Raw genomic sequence first — 14,458 nt, 5'->3', positions numbered from 1 at the left:
CCGCAGCCCCCTCAGGTCCGGCCCGGCTCCGCGAGGCGCCGGGCCAGCTCGCACAGGTCTTCCGCGCCCAGGACCCGCGGGCCGAATCCGGGCAGGGGCACGTGCAGTGCGGCGCTCCACTCCGGCGGGACCGCCGCCTGGCCGTAGCGGGCCCCGGCCAGGGCGCCGGTGACGGCGGCCACCGTGTCGGTGTCCCCGCCCAGGTTCACGGCGGCCCGTACGGCCTCGGCGAACCCGGCGGTCGTCCGCAGCGCCCACACCGCGGAGCCCAGGCAGGGCCACACCGCGCCGTTGAACTCGGTGGCCAGGCCCGGGTGCCAGCCGGGATCCAGCACCCGGCCGTACCGCTCCCGGTGCTCCGGATGTACGGCCGCCAGCACCTCGGGCAGGCCGGCCAGCGGATCGGCGCCGTCCAGGGCGATCCGTACGAGTTCGTGCAGTACGGCCGTGCCCTCCCAGGCGGCCCGGTCGCCGTGGGTCAGCGCGGCGATCCGCCGGGCCGCGTCCATGGTCGCCTCCCGCCCGGCGGCGGCGAAGTACACCGCCGAGGTCGAGGCCCGCATCAGGGAACCGTTGCCCGCCGCCCGCGCGTTGACCTGGAAGTGCAGTGCGGCCGCCAGATCCCAGGGCGCGCCGCTGGTCAGCACGTCCTCCGTCTGGAGCCCGATGTCCTTGGGCCCTCCCGCCGCCCAGCGCTGGAACCGGCCGAAGACGTCGGGGAGTTCGAGGCCGCCGTGCTCCAGCAGCGATTCGCCGACCAGGACCGCCATCTGCGTGTCGTCGGTCGCCTCGCCCGGGTCCCAGCCGCCGCCCCCGCGCATCTCGGCGCCGCGCGCGGAAAGTTCCCCGGCGGGCCCGAACTCGTAGGGCGCGCCGAGTGCATCGCCGACGGCCGAGCCCAGGACCGCACCCACGGCGCGGTCGAGCCGCGTGGTCATCGCTCCTCCTCCACGTTCTCCACGTTCGCTTCCGGCCCGTCCGGTTCAGGGCAGACCGCGGACAGTACACCGCGGGCGAAGCCCTCCAGGTCGTCCAGCCCGGCGGCGGCCAGGGTGGCCGGTGCCCCGGCCAGCAGGTGCCACAGCGCCCCGTGCATCGCAAGGGTGAGGGCTCGGGCCTGTGCCGGCCCGGCCGGCAGCCCGGCCGCGCGCAGCAGGTGCTCGTGGGCCGCGAAGTCCGCCGCGCCGATCGGGTCCAGCAGCGCGGCCAGCCACGGCCGCCGCGCCGCCTCGGCCTGGAGTTCCAGATAGGCCAGGACGCGTGCCCGCCCCGGCCCGGCCACATCGCGCAGCAGCCCCGCGAGCAGGGCCGCCAGGGCCTCCCGGTCGCCGGGGCCCGGGCCGGCCCCCGCCAGGGCGTCGGCCAGGGCCCGGTACTGCTCCAGGCACCGCTCGGCGACCGCCCGCAGCAGGGCGTCCCGGCTCGGGAAGTAGTTCTTGGCCGTGCCCAGGGGCACGTCGGCCGCGGTGTCGACGGCCCGGTGGGTCAGCCCGCGCCCGCCCGCCTCCGCCAGCACCGCGACGGCTGCGTCTCGCAGCCGGTCCCTTCGATCCTGATTCACGTGTGCAGCCTAACCACAAGTGTGGTACCACAGGTGTAGTACCACACTTGTGGTGGTCACCCGTAACCCGTGGCGAGGGGGAACGTGTCATGCAGAACGAACAGAACGAACAGAACGAACAGAACGACCGGGACCGGCAAGGCGAGCAGGCCACACGGCACAACGACGGACACGGCGACACGGGCACGGCCGTCGGGGTCGGGGCCGGGGTCGGCGGGCTCGCCACCGCCGTCGGCCTGTGCCGCGCCGGCTGGGCGGTCCGCGTCCTGGAGCGCCGCACCGCACTTGAGCACTACGGCACCGCCTTCGGCATCCACCCCACCGCCCAGGCCGCCCTCGACCGCCTCGGCCTCGGCGAGGCCCTGCGGGTGCGCGCGGTCCCGTACCGCGGCGCGAAGATCCGCCGGCCCGACGGCACCGTGCTGGCGGCCCTGCCCCTCGAGCGGATCGAGCGCAAGGCCGGCCGCCCCGAACTCCTCGTCTCCCGCCCGTACCTCATCGACGCCCTGCTCGCCGAACTCGACCGCCTCGGTGGCGTCCACCTCGCGTACGGGCAGCGCCTGACCGACGCGGATGCGCTCGACGCGGACCTCGTCGTCGGCGCCGACGGCATCCACAGTGCCGTGCGCACCGCCCGCTTCGGCGCGCGCAGCCGCGTGCGCACCCTCGGCACGGCCGCCTGGATCGGCATCGCCGGCTTCGAGACCGGCGTGTACGGCGAGACCTGGGGCGACGGCCGCTTCTTCGGCATGACCCCGGTCGAGCCCGGGCGCACGAACTGGTACGCCGCCGTCCCCGCAGCCACCACCGCCGACGGGCTGCGCGCCGCGTTCGCCGGCTGGCACGACCCCGTCCCGCGCACCCTCGCCGACACCGACCCGGCGACCTGGATCCGCTACGAGATGCGCCACCTCCACCCGGCCCTGCCCGCCTTCGTCGACGGCCGCCGCACCGCCCTCGTCGGCGACGCCGCCCACGCCATGACCCCCAACCTCGGCCAGGGCGCCTGCACCGCCCTGCTCGACGCCGAGGCCCTCACCCGGGCCGTCGCCGCGCACGGGCGGTCCAAACTGCCCGCCGCCCTGCGCGCGTACGACGCCGAGCGGCGCCGCAGCGCCCAGCGCGTCGCCCTCGGCTCGCGGACCCTGCACCGGTTCGTGACCGCCCGCCGCCCGGCCCTGCGCGACGCCCTCGTCGGCCTGCTGCCCGGCTGAACCGGAACCTCACGCCCCCGCGAGGCGGCGCTCCAACTCCTCCCCGGAGACCGTCTCCAGATGGGTCAGGAACACCCACAGGTGCCCGGACGGGTCGCGCAGGATGGCCGTGCGGTCGCCGTGGAACTGGTCGGCCGGCGGCTGGAGCAGCTCCGCGCCCTCGGCCACGGCCGTCGCGGCCAGCGCGTCCACGTCCGGTACGTACACGTGGAGCGCGACCGAGGTCCCGCCGAGCGCTGAAGGGGCGGAGAAGGGCCCCTCGGCGGTGTCGCCGAGCATCAGCACGGCCCCGCCGATGCGGATCTCCGCGTGCAGCACCCCGCCCCCGGGGCGGTCGAGCCGGAAGTCCACGACCGCGCCGAAGGCCCGCTCGTAGAAGGCGAGCGCGGCGCCCGCGTCGGCCACCATGACATGCGGCACCACCGCCGTGCGGTAGCGCTCCGGGATGATCTGTGCGGCCTCTGCCGCCTCGTGAGTGGTCATGAGGGTGACCGTAGGAGCTCAACCTTGCTTGAGGTCAACCGCCGCCGGGTACGCGCTGCACGACAGTCCGGGTGAGGGGCCGGCGAGAGGCGGTGCCGCACATGCGGAACGTGAGTACGCTGCTACCCATGACGGGTCACCCCCCTGGTCCGCTGTGGACGGGCCGGGCCTCCAACCGCGCGCAGTGGCTCCTGGCGGCGGCGGGCGCTGCGGCGCTCGCGCTCGGCATCGAACTCGCCGTCGACTACTCCTGGGGCTCCGGCAACGTCCCCCTCGTGATGTCCGTGGTCGGCTGCCTCGCCGTCGGCCTGCTGATCCTCTACGGCACGATCGCCTTCGTGCACGTCGCCGTCACCGTGGACTCCGAGGCCATGGAGGTGCGCTGCGGGCACATAGGGCTGCCGCGGCGCACGATCCGGCTCTCCGAGGTGACCTCCGCCGAGTTCCTGCCCCGGATCACCCCCCAGCAGTGGGGCGGCTGGGGCTACCGCTGGCGCCCCGAGAAGGGCACCGCCGTCATCGTCCGGCGCGGCGAAGGGCTGGCCCTCCACCTCGGCGACGGCAAGCTGTTCACCGTCACCGTCGACGACGCCGAGAACGCGGTCCGCGTCATCCGCACCCACCTGCGCGCCCTCGCCCGCTGACCGGCGTACCGGACGGGCCCGCGCGGGCCCGTCCGTGTGGGGGCTTCCGGCCGGGCCACGTACACTCCGCCCAATGAGCAGCAGTGTCACCCGAAAGCCCGAAGGCGCCGCAGCGGAAGCCGCCCTCGGAGCAGAAGCCGCCGCGCGCCCGGCCGCCGGACGGCCGCAGCGGAAGACCGCCGCCGCGTTGCGCGCGGCACTGGCGGCCGGCTCCGGCGTGCTGCTCTACCTGAGCTTCCCGCCCCGCCCGCTGTGGTGGCTGGCCCCCTTCGCCCTCGCCGTCCTCGCCGGCTGCCTGCACGGCCGCCGCGCCCGCGCCGGCTTCGGCCTGGGCCTCCTGCACGGCCTGGGCTTCCTGCTGCCGCTGCTGGTGTGGACGAGCGAGGGCGTCGGCCCCGTCCCGTGGCTCGCCCTCGCCCTCCTCGAAGCCCTCCTCATCGCCCTGACCACCCTCGGCGTCGCCCTCGTCAGCAAGCTCCCCGCCTGGCCGCTGTGGGGCGCCGCGGTCTGGATCGCCGGCGAGGCCCTGCGCGCCCGCGCCCCCTTCGGCGGCTTCCCGTGGGGCAAGCTCGCCTTCGGCCAGGCCGACGGCCTCTTCCTGCCGCTCGCCGCGCTCGGCGGCACCCCGCTGCTCTCCTTCGGCATCGCCCTGTGCGGCTTCGGGCTGTACGAGGTCCTGCGCACCGCCCGCAGCCACCCGCGCCGGGCCACCGCCGCCCTCGCCGCCCTCTCCGTCGCCGCCCCGGTCGGCGCGGCGCTCGCCGCCCGCCCGCTGGTGTCCGACGCCGCCGAGGACGGCACCGCCGTGGCCGCCGTGGTCCAGGGCAACGTGCCGCGCGCCGGCTTCGACTTCAACGCCCAGCGCCGCGCCGTCCTCGACAACCACGCCAACCGCACCCTGCAGCTGGCCGAGGACGTCAAGGCGGGCCGCGTCGCCAAGCCGGACTTCGTGGTCTGGCCGGAGAACTCCTCCGACATCGACCCGTACACCCAGCCGGACGCGTACGACGCCATCGACCGCGCGGTGAAGGCCGTCGGCGTACCCGTCGCGATCGGCTCCGTCCTCGCCCCCGAGACCGGCCCGCTGCGCAACACGATGATCCTGTGGGACCCGGTCAAGGGCCCCACGGACACCTACGACAAGCGCAAGATCCAGCCGTTCGGCGAACGCATCCCGATGCGGTCCTTCGTCCGGATCTTCAGCTCCGACGTGGACCGGGTCCGACGCGACTTCGGCCCCGGCAAGGACCCCGGCGTCTTCGACATGGCCGGCAGCCGCATCGGCATGGTCACCTGCTTCGAGGCCGCCTTCGACGACGCCGTCCGCTCCACCGTGCAGGCCGGCGCGCAGGTCGTCGCCGTACCGAGCAACAACGCCACCTTCGGCCGGACCCAGATGACCTACCAGCAGCTCGCCATGGACCGGGTCCGCGCCGTCGAACACAGCCGTACCGTGCTGGTCCCGGTCACCAGCGGCGTCAGCGCCGTCATCCGGCCCGACGGCACCGTCGTGCAGCAGACGAAGATGTTCACCGCGGACGCGCTGGTCGCCGAGATCCCGCTGCGCTCGACCGAGACGCCCGCCACCCGCTTCGGCCCGCTGCCCGAGTACGCGCTCCTCGTGCTCGCCGCCGGCGCCCTCGGCGGCACGCTCCTGCGCCGGATCCGCGCCCGCCGCAGCGCCGCCTGACCGGGGGCCCGGCGCGGGCCTCGTAAGGTTCGTGGCATGAGCACACCTGAGTTCATCCGCCAGATCCGCGCCCATGCCGGGAACCGGCTCCTGCTCCTGCCCGGCGTCAGCGCCGTCGTCGTCGACGGGCATGGGCGGGTCCTGCTCGGCCGCCGCGCCGACACCGGAGGGTGGTCCGTGGTCGGCGGGATCGCCGAGCCGGGCGAACAGCCCGCCGACACCGTCGTGCGCGAGGTGTACGAGGAGACCGGCGTGCGGTGCGTGCCCGAGCGGGTGGTGCTGGTCGAGATGCTCCAGCCGTTCACCTATCCCAACGGCGACCTCTGCCAGTTCCAGGACATCAGCTTCCGCTGCCGGGCGACCGGCGGCGAGGCCCGCGTCAACGACCACGAGTCGCTGGAAGTGGCCTGGTTCGCACCGGACGCGCTGCCGCCGCTGGAGCCGTTCGCGCTGGACCGGATCCAGCGGGCGCTGCGCGACGAGCCGACCTGGTTCACGCCGGCTGCCGAGCTCCCCGAGGAGCCGCCTGCCGCGGCCCCTGCAGTGGCCCCGGCCGCAGCCGCTGCCGCCGCTCCGGCGTGGGTGCCGGAGGGCATCCCGGAGTAGCGGGACCCGCGCCACGGCCGGCTCAGTCGTCGTCGGCCGCCTCCCGGTAGAGCTCCACCGCCTGGTCGCCCAGCACCGCGCTGTACGAGACGTCCGGGTCCGAGCCCCCGCCCTCGTACCCGCCCAGCACCCCCGCCACCGCCCCGCCCACCAGCCAGGGGCTGCCGCTCGTGCCGCCGCTGAGGTCGGGGCAGTCGATCCGGCGCTGGCTGTCGGAGTACAGGGCGGTGGTGTTGGCGCAGCGCAGCGGGGCGTTCTCGGTGCTCGGGTAGCCCACTATCGTGACCGCCGCGTCGGCCGCCTGCTCGGCCGCCACCGGGAAGCCGCCGACAGCGTCCTCCACGGACGCCCGGTGCCCGTCGCCGGCCGGGACCACCGTGGCGAAGGCGACGTCGGCGTCGGGGTCCTGGCCGGCGGTCCACTGCGGCGCCACGTACGCGCTGGTCAGGCGCCACACCCCGTACGGGGCGGTGCCGTCGCGGTAGCCCGGCGCGAAGTAGGTGTTCTGCGGGTCGCCCAGGCAGTGGGCGGCGGTGGCGATCACGTCGCGGCCGTCGCTGTGGACCACGGCGGCGGTGCAGAAATGGCCCCCGGACAGGCCGCCCGCGAACAGCGGCCCGACCCGGTTCGCCGTCGCGTCGGGGAGCGCCTGCGCGGTGACGCCCAGCGGCGGCACCGCCTCGGCGTCCGGCATGTTCACGCTCAGCAGGGCGGCCATCGCGGCCAGCGCGGCGAGCATCCGGGACGTCCGCCGGATGCGGGGGCGGTGGGCCGGTGGGGGAAGCATGCTCGGGATCATGCTCCGAGATTCCCCGTCGAAACTATGACCGGAGCCCGTTATTCCATATGAATCCGCTGTGAATCCCCGGACCGCCCGGCCAATCGGGCGAGGGTGAGCCGGGGCCAATCGGGCGGACCGGGCGAACCGCTCGAACGGCGCCGCCCAAGGCCTGTCCGGCGCCTCCTAGCGGCGTTCGTACACCGTCACCCGGCGGCCCCGTACCTGCCGGTCCGCCACCACCGTGAACCGCTCCCGCAGCACCGCCGCCTTCGCCGCGTCCCGCGCGGCCCGCCACGGCTTCGCCACCCGCGCCGCATCCGTCACCAGCAGCACCCGCCGCTGCCCGAGCAGCGCGGCCCGTATCCGGTCCGGCTCCGCCTCCTCGCCCTTGAGCGTGGCCGAGGCACCCGGCCCGCGCTCCAGGGCGATGTCCGCGAGGCCCGCGAAGGCCCCGGGGGAGACCAGCGCGGTGTCCCGCCGCGCGGCCGGCACGAACAGCACCGCGTCCCCCGGCTGCTTCAGCCGGGCCACCTCACCGGCCACCGCCAGTACGTCGTCGATCCGGCTGGCCGGAGCCCGATCGGCCAGGGCCACCGGCAGCAGCGCCAGCATCCCGACACCGACCACGCCGGGTACGAGCACCGCCGACCCCCTCGGGAACCGGGGCGCGGCGGCCCGTACGCCCGCCCCCAGGCCCGCACCGACCAGCAGGGCCAGGCCCACCATGCCGAAGAGCACGTACCGGTCCAGGAACAGCGGCCGGGCCAGCGAGATCCCGGCCAGGCCCAGCTGCGGCACCGCCAGCAGCGGCAGCCCGACCGCGGCCGCCGACAGCCGGCCCGCGCGCGGCCGGTCCAGCACGGCCCCGAGGCCGCCGACCGCCAACAGGATCCCCGGGCCGATCATCATGTGCCAGGTCAGCGGCGGTATCCACGACACCTGGTCGGACTGGCTCCGGCTGAACAGGACCAGCGGCAGCGCCCCCGCCACGGCCCCCGCGGAGGCCACCGCCCACCGCCCGACCACCCCGCGCCCCGCCCGCACCCACCACAGGGTCGCGGCGTGCGCGGGCAGGACCAGCAGCGACAGCCAGTTCAGCAGCGCGCACGCCAGCACCGTGAGCCCGTACGCCGTCCAGCGGGGCCACCGGCGCCCTCGCGGCCGCTCCGGGCCCCCGCCCGGCGGCCCCTCGGCCCCGGCGTCCGCCAGCAGCGACACCAGCAGCAGCGTCGACAGCCCGGCTCCCGCCGTGACCAGCGCGTACGGGCGGCCCTCCTGGAGGTGGAACTGCACGGCCGGCAGCAGCGCCAGCGCGAGCCCCCCGCCCAGCCCGGCCCAGAACCCGGCCAGCCGCCGCCCGATCAGCGCCACGCACGCCGCGGCGGCCGCGACCGCCAGCACCGACGGCAGCCGCAGCGTCGTCGTACCCGCCCCGAAGACCTCGAACAGGCCGTGCATCAGCAGGTAGTAGAGCCCGTGCACGGCGTCGACGTTGCCGAGCATCTCCCAGATCTCGCCCGCCGGCCTCGCGGCCACCTGCCAGGTGGCCGCCTCGTCCCGCCACACACTGCCCTGCCGGGACAGCCCCCACAGTCCGAACCCGAGCGTCCAGAGCACCGGCAGCAGCCACACGAGGGTCCGCCGCCGGGCGTCAGGTATCTCGGATATGTCGGAAGTCATGAAGCGGATCGGATCCTCGGGGGGCGGCGCGGGCGGAAAGCACCAGTCTATGGACGGCACGGACGGTTCGCGCAGCCGCTGTTGTGCACCGCGGAGCGTGGGCGGGCCGCCCCGCCGCCCCTAGCCTCGCGGCAGGAGCACGAACGAGGGGCGGTACCGGGTGAACTGGCTCATCCACGACTACCGCGAGAGCGATCTCGCCGCAGTCGTCCATCTGATCGACACCACGGCCGAGCTCGGCCAGGAATCCGTCTTCTCGCTGGCCGAGTGCATCAGCGCCCTGACCGGCCGGCAGCCCTGCGTGGTCGCCGTCCACCAGGGCATCCCGATCGGAGCGGCCCTCGCCTGCGTCACCGGCGAGCGCGCCTGGGTGATGCGGATCGCGATCGCCGCCGGGTGGCGCGGCCGGGGCCTGGCCAGCGCCCTGCTGGTCGAGCTGGAGCGGCGGCTCATCGCCGCCCGCGTCGGCCGGATCGCGTACGTCCTGCCCGAGGAGGACCTGCTCGGCGAGGGCCTGCTCAACGCCGGCTACACCCGGCAGCCGGCCGTCGCCTACTTCGAGAAGAGCGAGCCGCTGCACGGGCCCGCCGCCGGCCTCCTCGACGACCTCGGCGGCCGCTTCCTGCCGAGTGACCTGTGGGAGAAGGTCGCCGGCATGGAGCAGGAGAAGGACCTCATCGAACGGCGCGTGGTGCTGCCGCTCGCCGAGCCCGAGCGGGCCGCCGCGCACGGCGTGCGGCCGCCGCGCGCCATCACCCTGTTCGGCCCGCCCGGCACCGGCAAGACCACCTTCGCCCGCGCCATCGCCTCCCGGCTCGGCTGGCCGTTCGTGGAGCTGCTGCCCTCCCGCCTCGCCGACGAGGGCAACCTCGCCGCCGCGCTGCGCGACGCGTTCGCCCGGATCGCCGAGCTGGAACGGGTGCTCGTCTTCATCGACGAGGTCGAGGAGATCGCGCCCGTGCGCACCGAGCCCGCGCAGCCCGGCGGCATCCACGGGGTGACGAATGAGCTGCTCAAGCTGATCCCGGGATTCCGCGAGGGCGGCGAGCGGCTGCTGGTGTGCGCCACCAACTCCATCCGCTCCCTGGACCCGGCCTTCCTGCGGCCCGGGCGCTTCGACTACCTGATCCCTATCGGCACCCCGGACTCCGGGGCCCGCGCCGCGATCTGGTCGCGCTACACGGAGGGCCGCGCGGACGTCGACGTGGCGGCCCTGGTGGAGGCGAGCGAGCTGTTCACCCCGGCCGACATCGAGCACGCGGCGCGGATCGCCGCCCAGGTCTCCTTCGAACGGGACCTGGAGTCGGTGGGCGCCCGCGGCGCCGCCTCGGACCGGCTCGGCGCCACCACCGAGGACTACCTGGCGGCGGTCCGCCAGTGCCGGCCCACGGTCACCCCCGCCATGACGGGCGAGTTCGAGGCGGACATCACCGCCCACGCCCGCTTCTGACGGGGAGGGCGGCCGCGGCCGGACCGGCCCCGGGCCCGCTCAGCCGGCGCAGCGGTAGGTGAACCGCGCCGTCGCCGTGCGGTGCTCCGGGGAGACGAGCTCGATCTCGGCCGTGGCCGGGTAGACGCCCCGGCCCCGGAAGGTCCACAGCAGGTGCAGCCGGGCCTCCTCCCGGCCGCGCGGCACCCGCTCCGTGAGCTGCTCCGAGCGGGTGCCGTCGCTGCGGATCCACCGGTACTCCAGCGTCCCCGGGCGCCCGTTGGTCCGTACGACGGCCACCACATCGGCCGTCGAGTCGCAGCCGGCATCCTGCGCGCCGGCCGTCGCCGCCGTCACCTCCCGCACCTCGATGCCCGGCCCGAGCCGCTGCCAGGCCAGGTACGCCAGCACCGCGAGCAGCACCGCGCCGGCCAGGGCGTAGCGGCGCCACTCGCCGCGCCGCCGCCGCGCCGGCGGGGCGACGACCACGGGGAACGGGGCGGGCATGGCCGCCGTCACCCCCGGCCCGAACCGCATGACCGATCCCTCGACCCGGTCCGGCACGGCGTCCGGAACCTGCGACGGGCCGACCTGCGACGGGCCGCCCTCCGTCGGCAGGGTCTGCGTCGGGAGGGGCTGCGTGGGGAGGGGCTGCGTGGTGTGGGCCCCCGGCGGGCCGCTGATCCAGTGGCTGCCGAGCACCGTTGCGCTGTACTCGTCGTCCTCGCTCATCCGGGAACGCACCTCCTGTCGAGCAGGGTGTCGGTCGCCGGCCCCTCGGCCGCGGCCGGCACCGTCGTGACACGGACGGCCCAGTAGCAGCCCGTGCCCTTGAACGTGTGCGTCAGCGGGCCGAACGCCCCGCCCGGCTTGTAGTCGTAGACGGCGGAGCCGTCCGGCGTCGCGAACGGGTTGCCGTCGTTGCCGGTGAACCACTGCACCGTGACCTTCACCGTGCCGCTGCCCGCGGCCTTGATCCCCACGCTCGCCTGCCCGGTGCCGGGGGCGCTCTGGGTCAGGTTCACCCCGACCGCGTACACCGTCGCCCTCGGGGACGGCGCCGGCGGCGAGGTCGGCGGCCGGGTCGTGGCCGGGGCAGTGGTCGGCGGGCGGCTCACGGTGTGGCCCGGGCTCGGCGACAGCGAGGGCCACGCCCAGCCGGACGGCGATGCGGAAGGCGACGCGGACGGGGACGCCGACGCGGACGCCTCGGGCGAGGCCGACGCGTCCGGGGAAGCCGAACCGCTCGGACCCGGCAGGGGCGAGCCCGACGCCCCGGGCGAAGCGGTCGGACCCGGGCCGGAGGTGGCGAAGGTGTTCACCGCCCGGGCCCCGCCCGGCTCCCCGCCCATCGCACTGGTGGTGAGCCCTGCCACCACTCCCAGGACAAGCGCCGCGCCCGCCGCGTACAGGCCGCGACGCCCCGGCGCCCAGCCCGAACCGGGCCCCAGCGAGGTCGTCGCCACCGCCGTGGTCCCGGCCGCCGGTGCGCCCGCGGAGGGAAACAGCAGCGGCAGCAGCGCGGCGAGCGCCGCCAGCTTGCGCTGCCCGCGCTCCTCCCAGTCCGGCCCGTACGCCGCCAGTGCCACGTGCTCCAGCTCCGCGACGAACGCCTCCGCGTTCTCCGGGCGCTGCTCCGGAGCCTTGGCCAGGCCCCGCAGGATCAGCGGCCGCACCGGCTCCGGGGCCTCGGCCGCCGGGACCGGCGCCTCGACGTGCTGCACCGCGAGCTCCGCGAAGTTCTGCCCCGGGTACGGCTTGTGGCCGGTCAGGCACTCGAAGAACGTCGCCGTCGCCGCGTACACGTCGGCGGCGGGCGAGGCGGGCCGCCCCTGCCACTGCTCGGGCGCCATGTACGCGGGAGTGCCGGCCACGCCCGGCGTGCTGCCGCGGCGCGTCGCGATCCCGAAGTCCACCAGCTTCGACGTGCCGTCGGCCGCGACCAGCACGTTCTCCGGCTTGTAGTCGCGGTGGACGACGCCCTGCCGGTGCGCCGCCGCCAGCCCCAGCAGCGAGCCCTTCAGCAGGACCAGGGCGGCCTCGGGACCGGCCTGCCCGGACTGCTTCAGCAGGGCGCGCAGGGAGATCCCGTCGACCAGTTCCATCACGATGGCGGCGCCGCCGGGCGCCTCCACGTACTCGTACAGGCGGACCACGTACGGGGTGTGCAGCCCGCCCAGCAGCCGGGCCTCCGCCCGGAACTCCCCGACGAACGCCGGGTCCTCGCGGAGCCGGTCGGCGAGGTACTTCACCGCCACGGGCGTGCCGGTCGCGTCGTGCACGGCGAGCACCACCCGGCCGCTCGCCCCGGAGCCGAGGTCCCGGGCATGCGTGTAGCCGGGTACCGTCCACCCGTTCGTCATCGTCCGCCCCCGTCCGTGGCGCCGTGCCGCCGTGCCCGAAGGGCCGGTCGCCATCCGACCGGCCACCCCCCAGGACACGGTTTCCGCCACGGCCGGTTCCCAACCCCCGGCGTGTCTCACTCCTCGGGCCTCGGCCCGCGTCAGGCCTCGGCCCGTGCCAGGCCTCGGCCCGTGCCAGGCCCCGGCCCGCGTCAGGCAGCGGCGCGCGTCAGGCAGCGGCGCGCTCCGCGCGGATCATCGCGTGCAGCCGGTCGGCGGCCGCTCGCCCGAACGCGGGGTCGTTGATGTGGGTGTCGTAGTCGCGCAGGACCGCGGACGTGCCCCGCAGCCCCTCCCGCAGCGCCGAGAACAGGGCCCGGTCCGCGGCCGGGTCGTGGTACGGGCCGCCCGGCGCGCCCAGCGTGGACAGGCCGCGCAGCGGCAGGCACACCTCGGTGGGGCCCGTCGCCGTACGGAGCTTGGCGGCGACCCGGCGGCCGAGCTCGGCGCATTCGGCCTCGGTGGTGCGGATCACCGTGATGGACGGGTTGTGCACGCGGACCCGCCGGTAGCGCACCCGTTCGGGGAGGGAGTCCAACGGCCCGAACTTCACCATGTCCAGTGCGCCCAGGCTCACCACCTGCGGGATGCCGGCCCGCCCGGCCGCGCTGAGCCGGTCGGGCCCGGCGCTGAGGATGCCGCCGCACAGGTCGTCGGCAAGCTCGCTGAGGGTGAGGTCGAGCACCCCCGCGAACACGCCCTGGCCCGCCAGCTTCTCCAGGGTGCGGCCGCCGGTGCCGCTGACGTGGAAGACGAGGACCTCGTAGCCCAGTTCGGTCAGCCGCTCGCGCGCCGCGTCGACGCCGAGCGTGGTCACCCCCGCCATGCTCGCCGCGACGAGGGGGCGTGAGCCGGTGCCCAGGCGGGCCGGGCGCAGCAACTCCAGTCCGGCCCGCTCGTAGGCCTTGGCCATGCCGGCGGCGGCGGCCACCGCGTTGGCGAGGATCGGGGAGGAGATGCTGTTGATGCCCGCTATGTCCACGACGCTGTACATCATGGTGATGTCCGCGGATCCGACGTACGGGGCCACGTCCCCGGACGCCATGGAGGAGACCATCAGCTTCGGCACGCCCAGCGGCAGCGCCCGCATGGCCCGGGTGGCGATGGAGGTGCCGCCGCTGCCGCCGATGGCGAGCACCGCGTGGAGCCTGCCCTCGGCGTGCAGGCGCAGCAGCGTCGCCTCCGCGCCCCGGGCCATCGTGGTGACGGCCGCGCCCCGGTCGGCGGCCGCCCGCAGGTCCGACAGTTCCGTTCCCGCCGCCCGGGCCACCGCGGCGCGGGGCACGTCGGCGGGCACGCGTGGTTCGCCCATGATTCCTGTGTCGACCATGGTCACTTCGACGCCGGTGCGCAGCAGCTTCTCGCGCAGCCAGCCGTACTCGACACCCTTGGTGTCCAGGGTTCCCACCAGCACGACGTTCGTCATACGTGCAATGTCCACTCGGGTGGGGTTTGTTGGCAAGTCAAGGTCGAGTCAACCCTCTGGTAACCCCAACAGCCGCTCGATGAAAGTGACTTGAGAGCTCACCAGTTTGGTTTCGGCCGCCTCCGGAGGGAACCAGGCGACCCGGTCCAACTCGGGGAACGCCGCCGTCCGCCCGGAGCGCGGCGGCCACTCCATCGTGAAGGTCCCGGGCACCATCAGCGCCGGATCCAGGTCCGCCCGTACGGCCCAGACCGTCACCAGCTTCCCGCCCGGGATCCGCACCTCGCCCAGCGGGAGGTACGGCCCCTCGGGCGGCGGCAGGCCGATCTCCTCGGTGAACTCCCGCCGCGCCGCGTCCAGCGGCTCCTCGTCCGGCGTGTACTCGCCCTTGGGGATGGACCAGGCCCCGTCGTCGCGGCGCTCCCAGTACGGGCCGCCCATGTGGCCGAGAAGCACCTCGATGCCCGCGCCGCCGGCGGCGTCACGGAAGAGGAGCAGCCCGGCACTGCGTTTGTCGGTCATGGGCGGATGTATGCCCGCCG

At 75.4% G+C, this 14,458-nt stretch carries 13 protein-coding genes and 1 pseudogene; 5 read left to right on the top strand and 9 right to left on the bottom strand.

The window, feature by feature from the left end:
- Positions 1-11 precede the first annotated feature (11 nt).
- On the bottom strand, positions 12-938 hold the full coding sequence (locus tag AB0F11_RS04695; protein ID WP_362168405.1) for an ADP-ribosylglycohydrolase family protein: 927 nt from the start codon (positions 936-938) through the stop codon (positions 12-14).
- Positions 935-1,561, bottom strand: a complete 627-nt coding sequence (locus tag AB0F11_RS04690) for a TetR/AcrR family transcriptional regulator (RefSeq protein WP_362168402.1) — start codon at positions 1,559-1,561, stop codon at positions 935-937. The genes AB0F11_RS04695 and AB0F11_RS04690 overlap by 4 nt, the downstream gene beginning before the upstream one ends.
- An 89-nt stretch (positions 1,562-1,650) precedes the next feature.
- On the opposite strand from AB0F11_RS04690, the gene AB0F11_RS04685 reads away from it, so the two are divergent.
- Positions 1,651-2,775 (top strand): NAD(P)/FAD-dependent oxidoreductase, encoded by a 1,125-nt coding sequence (locus AB0F11_RS04685; RefSeq protein ID WP_362168400.1) that lies wholly within the window; start codon positions 1,651-1,653, stop codon positions 2,773-2,775.
- A gap of 9 nt (positions 2,776-2,784) precedes the next feature.
- Here the strand turns inward: AB0F11_RS04685 and AB0F11_RS04680 are convergent, their stop codons facing one another.
- Positions 2,785-3,258: a VOC family protein gene (locus tag AB0F11_RS04680; RefSeq protein WP_362168398.1), complete on the bottom strand. Its 474-nt coding sequence runs from the start codon at positions 3,256-3,258 to the stop codon at positions 2,785-2,787.
- A gap of 128 nt (positions 3,259-3,386) precedes the next feature.
- On the opposite strand from AB0F11_RS04680, the gene AB0F11_RS04675 reads away from it, so the two are divergent.
- From AB0F11_RS04675 to AB0F11_RS04665, 3 genes and pseudogenes are all read left to right on the top strand, one after another.
- The gene (locus AB0F11_RS04675) at positions 3,387-3,902 is read left to right on the top strand and encodes a hypothetical protein (RefSeq protein ID WP_362168396.1); all 516 of its coding nucleotides are present in this window, start codon (positions 3,387-3,389) and stop codon (positions 3,900-3,902) included.
- Between the two features lie 73 nt (positions 3,903-3,975).
- Positions 3,976-5,592 carry an apolipoprotein N-acyltransferase gene (lnt, locus tag AB0F11_RS04670; RefSeq protein WP_362168393.1) on the top strand — a complete coding sequence of 539 codons (1,617 nt, stop codon included), beginning with the start codon at positions 3,976-3,978 and terminating at the stop codon, positions 5,590-5,592.
- 36 nt (positions 5,593-5,628) lie between these two features.
- Positions 5,629-6,096 (top strand): annotated as a pseudogene (locus AB0F11_RS04665) (NUDIX domain-containing protein); the annotation flags it as partial.
- 124 nt (positions 6,097-6,220) lie between these two features.
- Here the strand turns inward: AB0F11_RS04665 and AB0F11_RS04660 are convergent.
- Positions 6,221-6,985: a trypsin-like peptidase domain-containing protein gene (locus AB0F11_RS04660; protein ID WP_362168392.1), complete on the bottom strand. Its 765-nt coding sequence runs from the start codon at positions 6,983-6,985 to the stop codon at positions 6,221-6,223.
- 177 nt (positions 6,986-7,162) lie between these two features.
- On the bottom strand, positions 7,163-8,659 hold the full coding sequence (locus AB0F11_RS04655; protein ID WP_362168390.1) for a glycosyltransferase family 39 protein: 1,497 nt from the start codon (positions 8,657-8,659) through the stop codon (positions 7,163-7,165).
- A gap of 160 nt (positions 8,660-8,819) precedes the next feature.
- Here AB0F11_RS04655 and AB0F11_RS04650 point away from each other — a divergent pair, with 160 nt between their 5' ends.
- Positions 8,820-10,109 carry a bifunctional GNAT family N-acetyltransferase/ATP-binding protein gene (locus tag AB0F11_RS04650; protein WP_362168388.1) on the top strand — a complete coding sequence of 430 codons (1,290 nt, stop codon included), beginning with the start codon at positions 8,820-8,822 and terminating at the stop codon, positions 10,107-10,109.
- 39 nt (positions 10,110-10,148) lie between these two features.
- Here AB0F11_RS04650 and AB0F11_RS04645 read toward each other — a convergent pair whose 3' ends face one another.
- The 4 genes from AB0F11_RS04645 to AB0F11_RS04630 form a co-directional block, all read right to left on the bottom strand.
- On the bottom strand, positions 10,149-10,820 hold the full coding sequence (locus tag AB0F11_RS04645; protein WP_362168386.1) for a hypothetical protein: 672 nt from the start codon (positions 10,818-10,820) through the stop codon (positions 10,149-10,151).
- The gene (locus AB0F11_RS04640) at positions 10,817-12,451 is read right to left on the bottom strand and encodes a serine/threonine-protein kinase (RefSeq protein WP_362168384.1); all 1,635 of its coding nucleotides are present in this window, start codon (positions 12,449-12,451) and stop codon (positions 10,817-10,819) included. The genes AB0F11_RS04645 and AB0F11_RS04640 overlap by 4 nt, the downstream gene beginning before the upstream one ends.
- Before the next feature lie 208 nt (positions 12,452-12,659).
- A complete protein-coding gene (locus AB0F11_RS04635) occupies positions 12,660-13,916 on the bottom strand; it encodes a Tm-1-like ATP-binding domain-containing protein (RefSeq protein ID WP_362168382.1) in 1,257 nt (418 codons plus the stop codon).
- Between the two features lie 48 nt (positions 13,917-13,964).
- A complete protein-coding gene (locus tag AB0F11_RS04630) occupies positions 13,965-14,438 on the bottom strand; it encodes an NUDIX domain-containing protein (RefSeq protein ID WP_362168379.1) in 474 nt (157 codons plus the stop codon).
- Positions 14,439-14,458: the final 20 nt, after the last annotated feature.

This window comes from Streptomyces sp. NPDC032472 (genome assembly GCF_040636955.1).
Lineage (GTDB): Bacteria > Actinomycetota > Actinomycetes > Streptomycetales > Streptomycetaceae > Streptomyces.
Note: the sequence above shows the minus strand (reverse complement) of the source record. Positions and strands in the feature narration are given on the sequence as shown.

Coding starts and splice junctions, on each gene's coding strand:
- AB0F11_RS04695 (WP_362168405.1), bottom strand. CDS start 938: ATGACCACGCGGCTCGACCGCGCCGTGGGTGCGGTCCTGGGCTCGGCC.
- AB0F11_RS04685 (WP_362168400.1), top strand. CDS start 1,651: ATGCAGAACGAACAGAACGAACAGAACGAACAGAACGACCGGGACCGG.
- AB0F11_RS04680 (WP_362168398.1), bottom strand. CDS start 3,258: ATGACCACTCACGAGGCGGCAGAGGCCGCACAGATCATCCCGGAGCGC.
- AB0F11_RS04675 (WP_362168396.1), top strand. CDS start 3,387: ATGACGGGTCACCCCCCTGGTCCGCTGTGGACGGGCCGGGCCTCCAAC.
- lnt (WP_362168393.1), top strand. CDS start 3,976: ATGAGCAGCAGTGTCACCCGAAAGCCCGAAGGCGCCGCAGCGGAAGCC.
- AB0F11_RS04660 (WP_362168392.1), bottom strand. CDS start 6,985: ATGCTTCCCCCACCGGCCCACCGCCCCCGCATCCGGCGGACGTCCCGG.
- AB0F11_RS04655 (WP_362168390.1), bottom strand. CDS start 8,659: ATGACTTCCGACATATCCGAGATACCTGACGCCCGGCGGCGGACCCTC.
- AB0F11_RS04645 (WP_362168386.1), bottom strand. CDS start 10,820: ATGAGCGAGGACGACGAGTACAGCGCAACGGTGCTCGGCAGCCACTGG.
- AB0F11_RS04640 (WP_362168384.1), bottom strand. CDS start 12,451: ATGACGAACGGGTGGACGGTACCCGGCTACACGCATGCCCGGGACCTC.
- AB0F11_RS04635 (WP_362168382.1), bottom strand. CDS start 13,916: ATGACGAACGTCGTGCTGGTGGGAACCCTGGACACCAAGGGTGTCGAG.
- AB0F11_RS04630 (WP_362168379.1), bottom strand. CDS start 14,438: ATGACCGACAAACGCAGTGCCGGGCTGCTCCTCTTCCGTGACGCCGCC.